We start from the raw sequence: 17,139 nt of genomic DNA on the forward strand, positions 1-17,139 counted from the left end.
CATGAATACACTGCTTGTCGGAATTAACGTTGCAGTCATGCTCATTTTAGTTGGCGTATTATATTATATGCAACGTAAGCATGTATCTTTTAATAAACGTGTATTTACTGCTTTAGGAGTCGGAATTATATTCGGTCTTATATTACAATTTATTTATGAACCAACTTCTAAAATAATTATTGAATCAAATACTTGGTTTGGCTTAATCGGTAACGGTTATGTGAAATTACTTCAAATGATCGTTATGCCACTTATTTTAGTATCTATTATTTCAGCCTTTACAAAATTACAGTTAACGAAAAACCTTGGTAAAATCAGTGGTCTTATTATCGGAATTTTAATTCTTACTACAGGAATCGCTGCAGCTGTCGGTATCGCTGCAAGTGCAGGATTTGATGTATCTGCGGCAGGCTTGCAACAAGGTGATGCAGAATCTGCTCGTCTGAAACTAGTTGAAGAAAGATTTACTTCTATTGAAAAGACAACAATTCCAGATAAATTATTAGAGCTATTGCCTACAAATCCGTTTCTTGATTTAACAGGCGCTCGTCCAACATCAACAATTTCTGTCGTAATATTTGCAGCCTTTATCGGCATTGCCTTTATAGGTGTAAAACGAAAATATCCAGAACAAGCAGAACTATTTAAGAAAATGCTTGATGCTGTATATGCAATCGTAATGCGTATGGTAACATTAATTTTACGCCTTACTCCATACGGCGTATTAGCTCTTATGGCAAAAACAGTTGCTGGTAGCGATATAAATGCTATTTTAAAGCTTGGTAACTTCGTGTTAGCCTCTTATGTAGCACTTATCGTAATGTTTATCATTCACTTATTATTAATTGCATTGTCTGGTTTAAATCCAATTCAATATTTGAAAAAAGTGTTCCCTGTACTAACTTTTGCATTCACATCTCGCTCTAGTGCTGGTGCGATGCCATTAAATATTGAAGCTCAAAAAGAAAAGCTTGGTATTTCCGAAGGAATTGCAAACTTCGCAGCTTCATTTGGGGTATCTATCGGACAAAACGGTTGCGCAGGTATTTATCCAGCAATGCTTGCAATGATGGTCGCTCCAACTGTAGGAATTGATCCATTACAACCACAATTTATTTTAACTTTAATCGCTGTTGTTGCTATTAGCTCATTCGGTGTTGCCGGAGTTGGTGGCGGTGCAACATTCGCAGCTTTAATCGTACTATCTACAATGAACTTACCAATCGGTATTGTTGCTCTAGTTATCTCGGTTGAGCCATTAATCGATATGGGTCGTACAGCTCTTAACGTAAGTGGTTCTATGACAGCAGGTCTTATTTCAAGTAAATGGCTTGGTGAATTAAATCAAGATACGTACAATCAAGATGATACAAAAACTGGTGAAATTGCTTCATAATGAAAAAAAGACGCTAACATACAATTGTTAGCGTCTTTTTTATTCCGTTCCCTCTTTATAGATTTTATCTTGAGAATTCTTACTCCAAGTATCCTTCTAGTTGCTCTTTTAACTCCTCCTCAATCTCATAACAAGATTCATCAACAAGTTCCCCTACTTTCTTACTCCCAAAAATGTTTGATTGAATTGACATTCCTAAAAAGATTTTTTCGCATTTCCAAATTGGAATATAGTGAAATTCAATCATCTCTTTTTCTTCATCTAATATAGCTATGGCAACTGATGAATAATAACCCACCTCAAAGGGATTCTCTTTTTCTCTTGCAAATCCCATATCTAATTCCATGTGTTTTTCTATGTATAAATCGCATACTCTTTATGCAGTTTAAGTGATATTCGCTCTATTTCCTTCTCCATACATTGAATGTTCTCTTTTAACTCCAACGTAAACTCCTGTTCTTTATATTTCATTTTCGCCTCCTGAAACATAGAAAAAGAGAATATGATAACATATCCTCTTTCCTCAAATATATTTCATTATCTCACAGCCCGTCCTTTTCACAAATAACCATTTTGTTCGCACCATTTATGAAATTGTCCTACGTCTACTCCAACTAACACGATATCCTTTAGCTCTACATCAATGATTTGTTCTCCAATTACAATAGCAAACTGCGATGCTAATTTTGTCTCGTTTTTCTTTACAATTCCAATTCGGTTCCGATGCGGTCCATCTTTTATATATGCTTTTTGTCCTACAATATCAAAGTTCAAAATTCTCACCTCTTTTACTGCGCTCAAATTGGAAATACGATCTCCACCTCGGAAAATTTCCTTTCATTGCACTATTTCTCTATATATATGACGAAACAATAAAAGAGTCCTTCCTTCTTTACAATTATTTTTTCTTTGTTTCATTTTTGTGATTGAAACGTAAAGTTTATAATAAAATACACTTGGAAGCGCTTTCTATGTAATTTTTTATGTTATAATATATAAGTAGAACTTCGTAAAGAGGGTTAAAAAATGAATACAAAAATGATTAAAAAAGTAATTGAAGCATTAAAAGTATATGGCTTTCAGGATGTATCATTCTGTGACAAAACGAAGCAATTTTTATTTCATAACGAAACCGATATTATGAGCGGCTATGCAGAAATAACATATAGTAGTCAATTTGAAAAATTCAACGTACAAATTCATCCAATTGAAACGCATCACCAAGCAGAGTTACAAGAGATTGAAAGACATATACAAGCTTGTATAAGAAAAGTGGAATATTTAAACGCACTTCTTACCGGGCAAACAAAACTAGATGATAAAATTATTATTATGTAAAAAAAGAACGTGATTCAATCACGTTCTTTTTTCATTATACGTTCATCTTTTCCTTTAGTTGTAATCCTGTAACAGATTCTAATACATCCATCGATTCTCCAAATGTCATATCAAAAATTGTCTTGTCCTCTATGTATGGAAACTGTCTGAAACGCTTTTCTAACACCTTCACAGCATCTGATGTAAAGTTTGCACTATCAATGCCAAATTCTGTTTCAAGAAGAACGATCCAATCTAGCACATGAAAACCTAATCCATTGACGAATGAAATAAGTTTTTCTTCTGGATTTGAAGATAAGAATACTTGGCGTTCCATCTCACTAAAAAGTTCTTCTCCTAAGATTTCAGCTAACTCATCATCATGTTCACGTTCAACAAGTTCTTCGTAGCCGTAATCATCCACAAGCTCTTCTACTTCTTCACTATCCTGACAAAGCAATTGACTAAGAAGTGCCTCTTTCTTAAATTCACTATTTTGTACGACTTCTAAAAAGCTCGTTTCCCATCCATTTTCTAATTTCATATTATGTACTCCTTTATATACGTTTCTTATCATCACTGTACCCAAAAGATCACTTTTATAACCTTTTAGGTAGTTACTATTATTTCACATGATTCATAACAAAAGATGCAAACTCAGCTACATCTCCTTCAAAAATATTTATTTCTGGCAAGTGATAGAACGTTGTTTGGAGCGGGTTTCCTGCATGATATACATATATCGTTTTCTCTAGTGCAATCGCCATTCCAAACTCTGTATGGCTCCCGTTTCCACCATCTAATATAAGTAAAAATACATCCGCTTCTTTTACAGCATTTCGTTCTGCCTGACCAATTTCTCTTAATTGTTCTTCATTCGCTGCTCTTTCGTTTTTGGTCCAATCATATGTATGGTGCCATCCTGCATGTTTCAGTTCATTTGCTACGGAATGTACAAGATGTTTATTTTGGAAACCTGAGGCGATATAAAAATTCATTTATATACACTCCTTCATTGTGTATGGGGAAACTCCTTTTTAGCGTTATTTGTTATAGCTACAATAAAGAACAACTTCAAAAAAAATCCCCATCTTTAAAACTTATTTGCGTTTAAATGATGGGATGCTTCATGGTCTTCTTTTATTTTTTGTTTTTTATAACTTTCATCAGCTAACATTTCTAGTTCAGCTGTTATCTCTGACTTTTCAAGCTCTCTTTCTTGCGAAAATTTCCTTGAAATATAAACAATAACACTACCAACGTACAACACAAAGCATATAATAAGTGCAGTATTTTCATAGAGACTTAGCTCCAACACAGTCACTCCTAATCCATTCGTATTTTCACGCCTCATTAATTGGAATTTCCCTATTAACCCATTTGTTATCCCGCTATTTGAGGGCAGTAAGACTACCTCCTCAAAATTTAGTAACAGTAAAGAAGTTAGATGTGGGATGAACCCAACTGATTAAAGTTTCACTTTATTGTAACATAAAAATATCAATTCTTGGAATCTTTCACCCTACTAAAAGAGGCATGATTGTTTCATCATGCCTCTGAAATATTTTGAATGATTGTTTTAATTGCTTCTTTTCCATTATATTTTTTTAGTGCTGTTTTATACTTCTCATTATTTTGATTCAATTCTTCGACATACTTTATAAGAGATTTTACAGTTACATCTTCTTCATATAATACGGAGGCATACCCTTGCCTTTCAAAGGACTCTGCATTTAATATTTGATCTCCACGGCTTGCAAATTTCGATAATGGAATTAAAACCATCGGCTTTTGTAATGTTAAAAATTCAAAAATTGCGTTGGAGCCCGCGCGTGAAATAACAAAATCTGTTACCGCTAATATATCTGGCAGTTCTCCATGTACATATTCAAATTGTCTATATCCTTCTTTATTTTGTAAACTTTCATCAAGGTTACCTTTTCCGCAAAGGTGAACAATTTGATATTTTTTAAGAAGTTCTGGTAATGCTTCTCGAGCCGTATCATTAATTTTTTTCGCGCCCAAGCTGCCTCCCATAATCGTAATAACTGGCTTTTTACGTGAAAAACCTAAAAACACTAAACCTTTTTCACGATTTCCCTTCAGCACTTCTTCACGTACAGGAGATCCCGTATATATTACTTTTTCTTTCGGTAAATGTTTCGCTGCTTCTTCAAATGTAACAAATATTTTCGAAGCAAAACGAAGCGCAATTTTATTTGCTAGTCCTGGTGTCATATCAGATTCATGTAATAAAACTGGTACTCTATTTAGCCATCCTCCAATTACGACTGGTACAGATACGAAACCGCCTTTTGAAAAAATCACATCTGGTTTTAGTTTTCGAATCCTTACATACGCATCCATAACACCCTTCATTACAAGAAAAGGATCTTTTATATTTTTCAAATCAAAATAACGACGTAGCTTTCCACTCGAAATACTATAGTAGGGAATGCCTTCCTTTTCTATAATCGTTTTCTCAATACCTTGATGAGAACCAATATAAGAGATATCCCAGTTGTCTTCCTGTAAATATGGGATAATGGCTAAATTAGGTGTTACATGTCCTGCCGAACCGCCACCTGTAAAGACTATTTTCTTCATACGTCTCCCCCTTCTAGACTATAATACACTAAAATATCTTGCCTCAGGGTGAGAAAATACCATAGCCGTTACGGACGCTTCTGGCTCCATCATGAATCCTTCTGTTAATGAAATACCTATTTCCTCTGGATGAATTAAGCGAAATAGCTTTTCTTGATCTGCAAGTTCTGGACACGCCGGATAACCAAATGACACTCGTATTCCTCTATATTTCGTACGGAAACGTTCTTCCATCGTCAGTTCAGGTGAGTCCGGAATGCCCCAGCGGTCACGAATGAGCATATGTGTTTTTTCAGCAAGTCCTTCCGCTAATTCAAGCGCTAACGATTGAATGGCATGACTACGTAAGTAATCACCTTTCGCCTTCCACTCTTCAGCAATGTCCCGAACTCCTTCCCCAACCGTAACAGATAAGAAAGCAACATAGTCCATCTCATCTCCTATTGGGCGCAAATAATCACCTAAAGTACGATAGGGAGCCTTTCCTTGTCTAGGGAATGTGAAACGCTCTATAACACGCGTATGATCTTCTGGATCATATATTACAATGTTTTGTCCGTCGCTTTGCGCTGGGAAAAATTGATACACTGCTTTCGGCTTTAACCAAGATTGTCCTTCCTGCAATAATTCATCTATTAAATCATTTAATTCATGTGCTCTCTTATCTCCCTCTTTCAAAAGCTTCTTCACATTTCCTTTTAATCCAAGGTGATGCCCAAGTAGCATTTGTCTATTTAAAAATGGAGCGAGATGAAGGGCCGGAATATCGCGTAATACAATTCGTTTTGTTGAATCAGGCACGATAACTTCAGCCTTCGGTAATGGCTCAATTACTGCTGGAATTTCTACTTTCTTCTCCTCTTTTTTTACGATATGAAGATGACGTTCGTTTTTATCCTGTTTCATCTTCTCACGCTCTTCTTCTTTTTGAAGCTTATTAATAATATCGAGCCCCGTCATCGCATCACTCGCATAACAAACGAGCCCTTTATATGATGGTGAAATCCGATTATCTGTAAACTTTCTCGTTAACGCTGCACCACCTACAACAATGGGAACATCAATATTTGCTGCTTTTAAATCTTCAGCAGTCGTTACCATTTGTTGCGCTGATTTTACTAATAAACCGGAAAGGCCTATAATATCCGGCTTCTTTTCTTGTACTTCTTGAACAATTCGATCCGAACGTACATTAATTCCTAAATTAATAATCTCATATCCGTTATTTGCTAAAATAATTTCAACGAGATTTTTCCCAATATCATGCACGTCACCTTTTACAGTTGCTAATAATACTTTCCCTTTTTTCGCACTATCACTAGATTCCATATGTGGCTCTAAATAGCTTACAGCAGCTTTCATACTTTCAGCACTTTGCAATACTTCAGCAACAATAAGTTCATTATTATTAAATAGTCGTCCTACCTCATCCATCCCTGTCATAAGCGGACCGTTAATAATATCAAGAGGTTTTCTTCCTTCTTCAAGCGCAAGACTTAAATCCTCGTGTAATCCTTGTTTCGTACCTTCTACAATATAATTTGCTAGTCTTTCATCAAGCGTTAACGTTTCTTGCACAACGATATCTTTCTTTTTAGCAACTCGGTAAAAGTTTGTAAATTCTTCTAACGTCTCTTTCGTCGTTTCAAACAGTAGTGCATCTGCAAGGCGTTTTTCTTCCTCTGGAATCGACGCATAGCGTTCTAATTTTTCCGTATTCACAATCGCATAATCTAACCCTGCTTTCGTAGCATGATATAAAAAGACTGAATTTAATACTTCACGTCCAGCCGGTGGTAAACCAAATGATATGTTACTTACCCCTAAAATCGTTAAACACTCTGGTAACGCTTCTTTAATAAGGCGAATTCCTTCTATAGTCGCTGCTGCTGAACCAATATATTCTTCATCACCTGTCCCTACCGGAAACACAAGTGCATCAAAAATAATATCTGACGGGCGTATCCCATACTTCTTTGTAAGTAATTCATAGCTTCTTTTCGCAATTTCTATCTTTCGCTCCGCACTAACCGCCATACCGTCTTCATCAATTGTTCCTACAACTATAGCAGCACCATACTTCTGAAGAAGCGGTGTCACTTTTTTAAATCGTTCTTCTCCATCTTCTAAATTAATTGAATTAATAACAGCTTTTCCTTGAATATAAGTAAGAGCTCGCTCCATCACATTTTCATCTGTTGAATCAATCATAATCGGTACTTTTAAAACTTTCGTAACTTCTGCTAAGAAGTTTTCCATATCTTCTATTTCATCGCGATCAGGATCTGCCATACAAATATCAATAATATGAGCATTTTTCTTCACTTGCGCTCTTGCCACTTCAGCAGCCTCTTCAAATTTCCCTTCTGCTACTAATCGTTTAAATTTACGTGACCCAATAACATTCGTTCTTTCACCTACAAATAACGGTCTCATAGACTCATCATATTGCAGTGCTTCTAATCCACTAATTCCATGTCCTTCTCTCTCATGATGGTCACGAGGCTTAAGAGATGCTAGAGCGGATTTCATTGCTTTTATATGTTCTGGTGTCGTGCCACAACAACCACCAATAATATTAACCCATCCTTCTTCAGCAAATCGCTTCACCTTTTCAGCAAGAGAAGATGGAGATTCATGGTAATGTCCATCTTCATCAGGAAGACCTGCATTTGGATAACAAGAAATGTAACACTCCGATAAATCAGATAGTGAACGAATATGGTCCCTCATAAACTCCGGACCAGTCGCACAGTTTAACCCAACAGATAATGGTTTCATATGTTCTACTGATAAATAAAAAGCTTCAATTGTTTGCCCAGCCAGAGTCGTTCCCATTGGCTCAATCGTACCTGAAATCATAATAGGAACCGTTTTTTTCAGTTCTTCAAAAGCAGCTTGAATTCCAATATAAGCTGCTTTCACGTTACGCATATCTTGACTCGTCTCAACGAGTAATACATCAACTTCTCCTTTTAATAATCCTCGTGCCTGCCTTGTATAAGCTTCAATCAATTCTTCAAAAGTCACACCACCAGTAACACTAATTGCTTTCGTTGTTGGTCCCATCGCTCCCGCAACATATACTTCATTCCCGCTTTCTTTAACAGCTTGCTTCGCCAAAAGTGCTGCCTTTTCATTTAGTTCTTCATCTAAATGAGACAGCTCATAATCACTTAGTACAATATTCGTTGCCCCAAATGTATTTGTTTCAATAATATCCGCTCCAGCTTCAATATAAGCTTTATGAATCTTTAAAATAACGTCTGGTCTTGTTTCCACTAAATATTCATTACAGCCCTCGTACTCTTCTCCTCCGAAATCTTCAGCAGTTAAATCCTCTTGCTGAATCATTGTCCCCATTGCACCATCTAATATTAAAATGCTATTTTTCAATTTTTCTTCTATACACTTCATCAATTAATACCTTCTTTCACTTCTTGCTTTTCTCTTACATATTTAACAAGATGTTCTGTAATTTCATACTTTAAAAATGGTGTAATAAGATAAATACCATTAAAATATTTCATCGCTGCGTCGACCAATTCTTGTGAAATGCGAATCCCTTCCTCAATTGCTGCCTCTTTCGTTTCATGTCCATCCATTCTCTCTCTTATTTCTTCAGGAAGAGTAATACCCGGCACCTCAAAATGAAGAAAATCTGCATTCCGCTTACTTACTAACGGCATAATTCCAATAAAAATAGGTTGTTCCAAATGCTTTGTCGCTTCATACACTTCTTCAATCAACTTGATATCGTAAATTGGCTGAGTTAAAAAATACTCCGCTCCAGCATCTATTTTTCGTTCCATTCGCTTAACCGCTGCTTTTAAGTGCCTCACGTGAGGATTAAATGCGCCGCCTACAGAAAACCCTGTCGCCGGTCCAATTGATTTCCCTAAAATTGAACGTCCATCGTTCATTTCTTTAATCATTTTAATAAGCTCAATAGAGGATAAATCATATACAGAAGTGGCACCGGGAAAATCACCAACGCGCGCTGGATCACCAGTTAAAGCTAACACTTCTTCCATCCCTAACGCCGATAAACCTAACAAATGAGATTGTAGTCCAATGACGTTATGATCTCTACACGTTAAATGCGTCAATACTGGGATATCATGCTTCGTTAATAACGCACCCATCGCCATATTAGAGACACGAGGCGATGCTAATGAATTATCTGCTAGAGTAATAGCATCTGCTCCCGCTCTTTTTAACGCTCTTGCTCCTTCAAAAAAACGCTGTGTATCTAACGTTTTCGGTGGATCTAATTCCACTACAACTGTCGTTTGTTTTTTTGCTTTCTCTGCTAGAGTGACGTGAGCCTTCGAACGTTTCTCATGCGTATGAACGACTTTTGGCCTTTGAATCGTTTCTTTTTCGATTACAGGGGTAATATTCGCAACAGCGCGCTTCATACTTTGAATATGTTCTGGAGTCGTACCACAACAGCCACCCAATAACCGAATACCTTGCTCAATAAATTTCGGTGTCATTGCTTCAAAATAAGCTGGACTTCCCTCATATACGTAACGTCCCTCTACATAATTCGGGAGACCTGCATTTGGGTATGCTGATAAATAGCCATTTTGCGGAATCGATATCATTTTGAAAGCTTCCGTCATATGAAGCGGCCCCAGTTGACAATTCAATCCAACAACATTTGCACCGTAATCTATAAACTGCTTTAATATTTCATTGACATCATTTCCATTTTGAGTCGTACCTGCTTCATGTAACGCTAATTGCGCAACAATCGGAATATTCGTTTGCTTACGCAACACTTTAACAGCATGAAGTAATTCAAATTCATCATAAAAAGTTTCTAATAGTAATCCATCAACCTGTTCTTCTAGTAAAGCCCCCGCCTGTTCAAGTAACATAAAATCCCTTTCCATATCAGTCGTTGTAACAGCTCCGATATGTTTCATACCACCAATTGTTCCTAAAATTGCATTTTTATCTGTCACAGATGCTTTCGCCAATTTCACTGCCGCTCTATTAATTTTTGTAACTTGATTTTCTAAACCATACATACGTAATTTCGCCTCATTTGCTCCATACGTATTCGTTTGAATTACATCTGCTCCAGCAGCTACATATTGTTTATGAATGGATATAATTAGATCTGGATCAGATACGTTCAATTCTTCAAAGCTACTTTGCAAACCATGTGAATGCAATAACGTTCAAACCGCACCATCACCTATTACAATTCCTTTTGATAATAAATCTAGTAATTTCACGAATCTCCCTCATTTCTATCAATATAAAAACCCCCTCTTCACTTTGAAGAGGGGGACATAATTGTTCCTCCTCTTATTATGCAAAACATTCGTTTTGCAGGTATTAGCACCGTTTCAAACATTTCGTTTGAAGGTTGCCGGGTTTCACAGGGCCTTTCCCTCCACCGCTCTCAATAAGAGTTGTCTTTATTATTTTATTTATGTAGCTAAAAGGAAATGCGTTCCCCTTTTAACAATGTTTGTTAATTTTTTAATAAATTTAGCATGCACAAAATTAAAAGTCAATGACACTTGCAGAAAAATAAAAATTATTTAAAATAAAGTTGCAATTCAATTATCTTTTATTGTAAAGTTAAAAACATAATAAAAATTTCATACGAACATTCTTATCTAGAGAGGTAGAGGGACTGGCCCTGTGACGCCTCAGCAACCATTAACATTTTGTTAATAAGGTGCTAATTCCAGCAAATTGTGAAAGATTTGACAGATGAGAAGAAGACTCTATTCAAACCGAAAGCCTTCTTCTTAGAAGGCTTTTTTTATTTTATATTCACTTAATGTTTCAATTTAAAAAGGAGGAATTTTCACATGTCAACAATCGAAACAAAACTAGCACAAATCGGAAATCGTAGTGAAACTACAACTGGAACGGTTAATCCACCAGTTTATTTCTCAACCGCTTATCGCCACGAAGGAATTGGTAAATCTACTGGCTTTGACTATTCACGAACTGGTAATCCAACTCGCTGTCTTTTAGAACAGGCGATCGCAGACTTAGAATATGGCGAACAAGGTTATGCCTGTAGTTCAGGGATGGCGGCTGTTCTCCTCGTCCTTTCTCTATTCCGCTCTGGAGACGAACTTATTGTATCTGAAGATTTATACGGGGGAACGTATCGATTATTTTCTGAGCATGAAAAAAAGTGGAATGTTCGATGTAGATACGTAAATACACAGTCTATTAAACAAATTGAGCAAGCTATCACAACTGAAACGAAGGCTATTTTCATAGAAACTCCAACTAATCCATTAATGCAAGTTACTGATATTGCTGCTGTCGCAACTGTAGCGAAAAGGCACGGACTACTTCTTATTGTAGACAACACATTCTACACACCTTATATACAGCAACCATTAACAGAAGGTGCTGACATTGTACTTCATAGCGCAACGAAATATTTAGGGGGACATAACGATGTACTAAGCGGGCTTGTCGTTGCAAAAGGAAAGGAACTTTGCGAGGAAATCGCTCATTATCATAATGCATCAGGTGCAGTTTTAAGCCCATTTGACTCATGGTTATTAATTCGCGGTATGAAAACGTTAGCGCTTCGCATGAGACAACATGAAGAAAATGCGAAAGCAGTTGTTGCGTATTTAAATGATGAAGACGGGGTGACAGATGTATTTTATCCAGGAAGAGGCGGCATGATTTCATTCCGCCTTAAAGATGAAGCTTGGATTAATCCATTCTTACAATCTTTATCCTTAATTACATTTGCCGAAAGTCTTGGTGGTGTAGAAAGTTTAATGACTTATCCAGCAACGCAAACACATGCTGATATTCCTGAAGAAATTAGAACAGCAAACGGCGTATGCAATCGTCTTCTTCGATTCTCAGTTGGCATTGAAAATAGTAACGATTTAATTCAAGACTTAAAGCAAGCCATTAAACTTGTAAAAGAAGGTGTAAGAATATGAGCTATTCTATAGATACACTCTTACTACACAACCAATATAAACATGACTCGCAAACAGGCGCTGTGAACGTTCCTATTTATAACACATCAACTTTTCACCAGTTTGATGTAGATACGTTCGGAAAATATGACTATAGCAGGTCAGGAAATCCAACTCGTGAAGCTCTTGAAGATATCATTGCTTTATTAGAAGGCGGAACAAAAGGATTCGCCTTTGCATCAGGCATTGCAGCGATTTCCACTGCATTCCTCCTTCTTTCACAAGGTGATCACGTACTCATTTCAGAAGATGTGTACGGAGGCACTTACCGAGTGATAACTGAGGTACTCTCCCGTTACGGTGTTTCACATACATTTGTTGATATGACCAATTTAGAAGAAATAAAACAAAACATGAAACCAAATACAAGGCTCTTTTATGTAGAAACACCTTCTAACCCACTTTTAAAAGTGACAGATATTCGCGAGGTTTCTAAACTCGCAAAATCTATTGGCGCTCTTACTTTTGTTGATAATACATTTTTGACACCACTATTCCAAAAACCACTTGAACTTGGAGCTGATGTCGTTCTTCATAGTGCTACAAAATTTATTGCTGGTCATAGTGATGTTACTGCCGGATTAGCAGTAGTAAAAGATGCAGAACTCGCTCAAAAGCTTGGATTTTTACAAAATGCATTCGGTGCTATTTTAGGACCTCAAGATTGTTCTCTCGTACTTCGCGGTCTAAAAACATTGCACGTACGCCTCGAGCATTCAGCTAAAAATGCCAATAAAATCGCACATTATTTACAAGAGCACGCTAAAGTACAAAATGTCTATTATCCGGGATTACAAACACATCTCGGATTTGATATTCAACAATCTCAAGCAACATCAGCTGGAGCGGTCTTATCGTTTACTTTGCAGTCAGAAGATGCACTCCGCCAATTTTTATCAAAAGTAAAATTACCTGTTTTTGCAGTTAGTTTAGGAGCTGTAGAGTCAATTCTTTCTTATCCAGCAAAAATGTCACATGCAGCACTGTCGCAAGAAGCTCGTGATGAAAGAGGAATCTCTAATTCATTACTTCGGTTATCAGTCGGTCTTGAAAATGTTAACGATTTAATATCCGATTTTGAAAATGCCCTTTCTTATGTAGAAGAACCTGTAAATGCATAGAGAAAAAGAAGATATGAGATTAGGTTTTCATATCTTCTTTTTCTGCGTTTTAGTTATATTCATTTGAATTTCTTCTTTTCTTATAGTCCATAAAAAAATAAAAGTATATCATCTATTTCTAAATAATGGATTAATTGATATATTAAGAAATAAAAAGGGGTGAAAATAATGGATATTTGTTCAGATATTTTAATCGTTATCGATTTACAAAATGGCGTATGTTATAGCGAGGAGCATTTATTTGATTTACAGAACTTACTAACAAAAGTAAATAAAAGAATTTATTCATACAGAAAATTAAATAAACCAATCCTTTTTGTTCAACATTGTGATGATGATTTAGTACCCGAGAAAGAACTTTGGGCTATTCATACCGATTTAGATGTTCAAGAACAAGATTTTTTTGTAAGAAAAACACATGCAAATTCATTTTATAAAACAAACTTAAAAGAAATTTTAGATCAATTATCTGTAAATTGCATTGAATTTTGCGGCGCCCAAACAGAGTACTGTATGGATGCTACGATTAAGTTTGCCCACGGACTAGGATACGAAAACTTTATGGTACAGAAAACAACCTCTACGTTGAATAATCCTTTTATGTCCGCAAAAGAGACAATTGATTTTTATGAGAACATATGGAATCACAGGTTTTTAACGTTGCTAAAAGATGAATTTTAGAATAAATGACTAATGACTTGATCATCCTAAGATTTATCAGCTGTAAGCAAATATTTCATTATCACCATAAAGAAGCGAATTACATTCAGCTTCTTTTCTTTTAACCTGTTTTATATTCTATATATATCATTATAATTCCTTTGTCATATTATTTTAAAAATTTCGTATATTCATTTGAAAGAATAAGAAAATCATGATAAAATTGTGTTACAAATATATCTATATCTTTCAATTTTTAAAACGCATCGAAATTTTCACCCAAAAATGTCATTTTACAAAAACATGCTAATTTACCTATTTTATTTACATCAGGGTCTCTTTTCTTACAATTTCTTTACTTTAGGACTTTTTTTCTGCAACAACTATTTTCTTTTCTTTAAATTTTTGGTATGTATAGTATGGTATAATAGCTCACACGGAGGTGGAAAAGAACATGTTAGAAACCTTTCAAAAAGAATTAGAACTATATGAAAGTAATGCAGAATTATTAAAAGTGCTAGCTCATCCTGTTCGTTTATGTATCGTAAAAGGATTAATCGAGCGCGGTCCAAGCAACGTTTCTACAATGTATACTGGCTTAAACATGCCACAATCTACAATTTCACAGCATTTAGCAAAATTAAAAAGCGCTAAAATCGTTTCTAGTGAAAGAAAAGGATTGGAAATTTATTACAAAGTAGAGAATGAAACAATCATTCAACTCGTTCGCGTATTATTAGGTTAGGGACTAATAATCGAAGAAAAAGAACGTATTCTATATTTTTCATCTCATATCTTTAATATAAATATATATCATGAGAGGAAATATATAATACTACATAAGTCGTATTAAAAAACAAGACACAGTATATACTGTGTCTTGTTTTTTATATTGTTACATACCGATCCAAATGTAAATGTTGCATATCTTTTGTATGTATAACAACATCAAATGCACTCCCTACTCCTCCATTCAAAATCATAGAACGAACGGCTCGATTTTGTTTTTGCGTTTCAGAAAAAGGATTCATATCTTGATGGCTCGTAAGCTGTTCTAATATCCCTGCAGCTAACAAGAACTCAGATTGTTTCTTATGCCATACTGCACTCATTCCTTGCATACTAAACATCTCCTTTAGCTCGTCCCAATGAATATGAGTAGTAAGATCCATTTCACCTGGATGCGCTAGTGGGTTACGTATTAGCTTATGCTGATAATACCCTCGCAAACTTCCTTCACGGTGTGCTGGATGCATCCATTCTTCTTTTGTGTATCCGTAATCAACTGTAATACATATACCTTTTTGAAACCATTTCGCAATTTCTTTTATATACTCCTCCATCACAATTGGTACTTCAAAACGTTGCCCTTCAGCAATATGAATATTATATTTTAATAAATAGCGACCAATTCTTTTATCTAACGGCCTACATACTTCTGAAAGGTTTCCTTCCTCTGTATATGTAATACGTACTTCATACAACATACCATTTCTTTTCTCAATTATTTCAACAGGAAATGCATCAAACAACTCATTCGAAAAAAGAATTCCCTCGAAAGAATCTCCCATTTCACTATAGGAGGTATAGTACGATACATTAGAAAATGAGCCAAGGTGCTCCTGCTGTAATTTTCTATGAAAGGGGCTCACTTCAATCATTGAATAGTTTAAATCAATAAAGGTTTTTGGAGATACTTGCTTCCATTCTTGTAAAACATCATAGGCAAACTTCCCTGTTCCTCCGCCAATTTCACAAATATTCGGAGCAACTTCACCATTTTCAACAAGACGAATAAAAAGTTTAGCAAAAGTTTTTGCAAACACAGAGGATACGTTGCTACTTGTAAAAAAATCCCCTTGTCTTCCAATCTTTTCACGTTCTTTCATATAATATCCATGACCTTCTGTATACAATACAAGGTTCATATACGTACTATATGAAATTGAATAATCCTTTTCTTTCCCCATCCATTCTCTTAAAATGAGCTCCATTCCCATAATGACTCCTTATTGTAAAAACGGATTATTTTCTTTTTCAAAGCCAATGCTTGTTTCTGGACCATGTCCACATAAAACCGCTGTTTCATCTGGTAATACAAATAATTTCTCTTCAATACTTCCAATTAATTCAGCGAAACTTCCACCAGGTAAATCTGTTCTTCCAATGCTCATTTGGAACAATACATCTCCTGAGAATACAGCATTCGCCTCTTTACTATAATAAGAAATACTTCCTGGAGAATGTCCTGGTGTCTCAAAAATTTCAAAATTAAATGATCCAATTGTTAATGTACCTTCTGCATCAATAATATGATCCGCTGGTTTTGCTGTAATACTGCGGTTCATCATAAAAATTTGAGAGCCGTTTACAGTTGCATCTCCTAACCAATCTGCTTCTTCTTTATGTACGTACACAGGAATATGAAAAGTGTCTCTTACCGCATCAACAGCACCGATATGATCAAAGTGAGCATGTGTTAATAAAACAGCTAATGGTTTTAATTGTTCTTCTTGTAAATATGTAACGAGCTTTTCACCTTCATGACCAGGGTCAAAGATAATGCACTCTTTTTGATCGTTCATTAAAATATAAGCATTTGTTTGTAATGGGCCTAACGGCATTTGTATCCATTTCATATGAAAATCTCCTCCAGTTATTAAACTTACTTTTAATGATACAACATTTCTTTCTCTGAGGAAAAGAAAGGATGCTATCTCGACAATCATTTTTAAAACATGTACAATATAAAAGAGTAAATATTCCAAAAACTCATAATAAGAAATGGGTAGACAGAGGAGGATATTGTATGGGCCTTGTTATTATTTTTACACTTGTCACTCTGTTAGCTGTATTTGCTACGCTTAGAACACTTCGTGAAAAAAACTTTTTCGCGAGCGGCTTTGCAATTGCAACTGTACTCGTTTTCGGATGGTTTACGATCATGACTGTTCTATATAACGGGTATCCACCAGCAGCTTAATTCGTTTACACTTTATTCTTCATCGAGATTTCACACAAAAAGAGGAAGGGTTCCCCCTTCCTCTTT

General features: G+C 35.6%; 15 protein-coding genes, 2 pseudogenes and 2 riboswitches. Of the genes and pseudogenes, 7 read left to right on the forward strand and 10 right to left on the reverse strand.

Annotated features, from left to right (window positions below; translation table 11 throughout):
• The first annotated feature begins 1 nt into the window (after position 1).
• The gene (locus GBN78_RS10255; RefSeq protein WP_001094332.1) at positions 2 to 1,396 is read left to right on the forward strand and encodes an L-cystine transporter; all 1,395 of its coding nucleotides are present in this window, start codon (positions 2 to 4) and stop codon (positions 1,394 to 1,396) included.
• Positions 1,397 to 1,475: 79 nt separating this feature from the next.
• On the opposite strand, the pseudogene GBN78_RS10260 reads toward GBN78_RS10255, so the two are convergent.
• A pseudogene (locus GBN78_RS10260) lies at positions 1,476 to 1,867 on the reverse strand (hypothetical protein).
• An 87-nt stretch (positions 1,868 to 1,954) separates the two neighbouring features.
• Positions 1,955 to 2,170 (reverse strand): DUF3912 family protein, encoded by a 216-nt coding sequence (locus GBN78_RS10265; protein WP_001008326.1) that lies wholly within the window; start codon positions 2,168 to 2,170, stop codon positions 1,955 to 1,957.
• Positions 2,171 to 2,422: 252 nt separating this feature from the next.
• Between GBN78_RS10265 and GBN78_RS10270 the strand changes: the two genes are divergently transcribed.
• On the forward strand, positions 2,423 to 2,734 hold the full coding sequence (locus tag GBN78_RS10270) for a hypothetical protein (RefSeq protein ID WP_001093237.1): 312 nt from the start codon (positions 2,423 to 2,425) through the stop codon (positions 2,732 to 2,734).
• A 34-nt stretch (positions 2,735 to 2,768) separates the two neighbouring features.
• Here GBN78_RS10270 and GBN78_RS10275 read toward each other — a convergent pair whose 3' ends face one another.
• The 6 genes and pseudogenes from GBN78_RS10275 to GBN78_RS10300 all read right to left on the reverse strand — a co-directional run bounded on the left by GBN78_RS10275 (position 2,769) and on the right by GBN78_RS10300 (position 10,569).
• A complete protein-coding gene (locus tag GBN78_RS10275) occupies positions 2,769 to 3,257 on the reverse strand; it encodes a hypothetical protein (protein WP_000764267.1) in 489 nt (162 codons plus the stop codon).
• A 79-nt stretch (positions 3,258 to 3,336) separates the two neighbouring features.
• Positions 3,337 to 3,711, reverse strand: a complete 375-nt coding sequence (locus GBN78_RS10280) for a nucleoside 2-deoxyribosyltransferase (protein ID WP_001012333.1) — start codon at positions 3,709 to 3,711, stop codon at positions 3,337 to 3,339.
• A gap of 95 nt (positions 3,712 to 3,806) precedes the next feature.
• The gene (locus GBN78_RS10285; protein WP_001250699.1) at positions 3,807 to 4,067 is read right to left on the reverse strand and encodes a DUF3966 domain-containing protein; all 261 of its coding nucleotides are present in this window, start codon (positions 4,065 to 4,067) and stop codon (positions 3,807 to 3,809) included.
• 194 nt (positions 4,068 to 4,261) lie between these two features.
• Positions 4,262 to 5,320 (reverse strand): undecaprenyldiphospho-muramoylpentapeptide beta-N-acetylglucosaminyltransferase, encoded by a 1,059-nt coding sequence (murG, locus tag GBN78_RS10290; protein WP_152127319.1) that lies wholly within the window; start codon positions 5,318 to 5,320, stop codon positions 4,262 to 4,264.
• An 18-nt stretch (positions 5,321 to 5,338) separates the two neighbouring features.
• The gene (metH, locus tag GBN78_RS10295; protein WP_152127321.1) at positions 5,339 to 8,737 is read right to left on the reverse strand and encodes a methionine synthase; all 3,399 of its coding nucleotides are present in this window, start codon (positions 8,735 to 8,737) and stop codon (positions 5,339 to 5,341) included.
• Positions 8,737 to 10,569, reverse strand: a pseudogene (locus tag GBN78_RS10300) (bifunctional homocysteine S-methyltransferase/methylenetetrahydrofolate reductase). The gene metH and the pseudogene GBN78_RS10300 overlap by 1 nt, the downstream one beginning before the upstream one ends.
• Positions 10,570 to 10,639: 70 nt before the next feature.
• Positions 10,640 to 10,749, reverse strand: a riboswitch (SAM riboswitch).
• Positions 10,750 to 10,952: 203 nt separating this feature from the next.
• A riboswitch (SAM riboswitch) is annotated at positions 10,953 to 11,063 on the forward strand.
• A 94-nt stretch (positions 11,064 to 11,157) separates the two neighbouring features.
• Here GBN78_RS10300 and metI point away from each other — a divergent pair.
• From metI to GBN78_RS10320, 4 genes are all read left to right on the forward strand, one after another.
• A complete protein-coding gene (gene metI, locus GBN78_RS10305) occupies positions 11,158 to 12,270 on the forward strand; it encodes a cystathionine gamma-synthase/O-acetylhomoserine thiolyase (RefSeq protein ID WP_030028076.1) in 1,113 nt (370 codons plus the stop codon).
• Positions 12,267 to 13,430, forward strand: coding sequence for a cystathionine beta-lyase (metC, locus tag GBN78_RS10310; protein WP_000122304.1), 1,164 nt, complete (start codon positions 12,267 to 12,269; stop codon positions 13,428 to 13,430). The genes metI and metC overlap by 4 nt, the downstream gene beginning before the upstream one ends.
• A gap of 168 nt (positions 13,431 to 13,598) precedes the next feature.
• Positions 13,599 to 14,111, forward strand: a complete 513-nt coding sequence (locus tag GBN78_RS10315; RefSeq protein ID WP_000350341.1) for a cysteine hydrolase family protein — start codon at positions 13,599 to 13,601, stop codon at positions 14,109 to 14,111.
• A 433-nt stretch (positions 14,112 to 14,544) separates the two neighbouring features.
• Positions 14,545 to 14,835 carry an ArsR/SmtB family transcription factor gene (locus GBN78_RS10320; RefSeq protein WP_000894377.1) on the forward strand — a complete coding sequence of 97 codons (291 nt, stop codon included), beginning with the start codon at positions 14,545 to 14,547 and terminating at the stop codon, positions 14,833 to 14,835.
• 142 nt (positions 14,836 to 14,977) lie between these two features.
• On the opposite strand, the gene GBN78_RS10325 is transcribed toward GBN78_RS10320, so the two are convergent.
• Complete coding sequence (locus tag GBN78_RS10325) at positions 14,978 to 16,090, reverse strand: class I SAM-dependent methyltransferase (protein ID WP_000525144.1); 1,113 nt, start codon at positions 16,088 to 16,090, stop codon at positions 14,978 to 14,980.
• A 9-nt stretch (positions 16,091 to 16,099) separates the two neighbouring features.
• Entirely contained in the window at positions 16,100 to 16,729 is a 630-nt protein-coding gene (locus tag GBN78_RS10330; protein ID WP_000871233.1) for an MBL fold metallo-hydrolase, read from the reverse strand.
• 170 nt (positions 16,730 to 16,899) lie between these two features.
• Here GBN78_RS10330 and GBN78_RS10335 point away from each other — a divergent pair, with 170 nt between their 5' ends.
• Positions 16,900 to 17,073 (forward strand): DUF2759 domain-containing protein, encoded by a 174-nt coding sequence (locus tag GBN78_RS10335; RefSeq protein ID WP_000524852.1) that lies wholly within the window; start codon positions 16,900 to 16,902, stop codon positions 17,071 to 17,073.
• Positions 17,074 to 17,139: the final 66 nt, after the last annotated feature.

It is taken from the genome of Bacillus sp. B2-WWTP-C-10-Post-4, assembly GCF_009183805.1.
In the GTDB taxonomy this organism is placed as follows: Bacteria; Bacillota; Bacilli; order Bacillales; family Bacillaceae_G; genus Bacillus_A; species Bacillus_A cereus.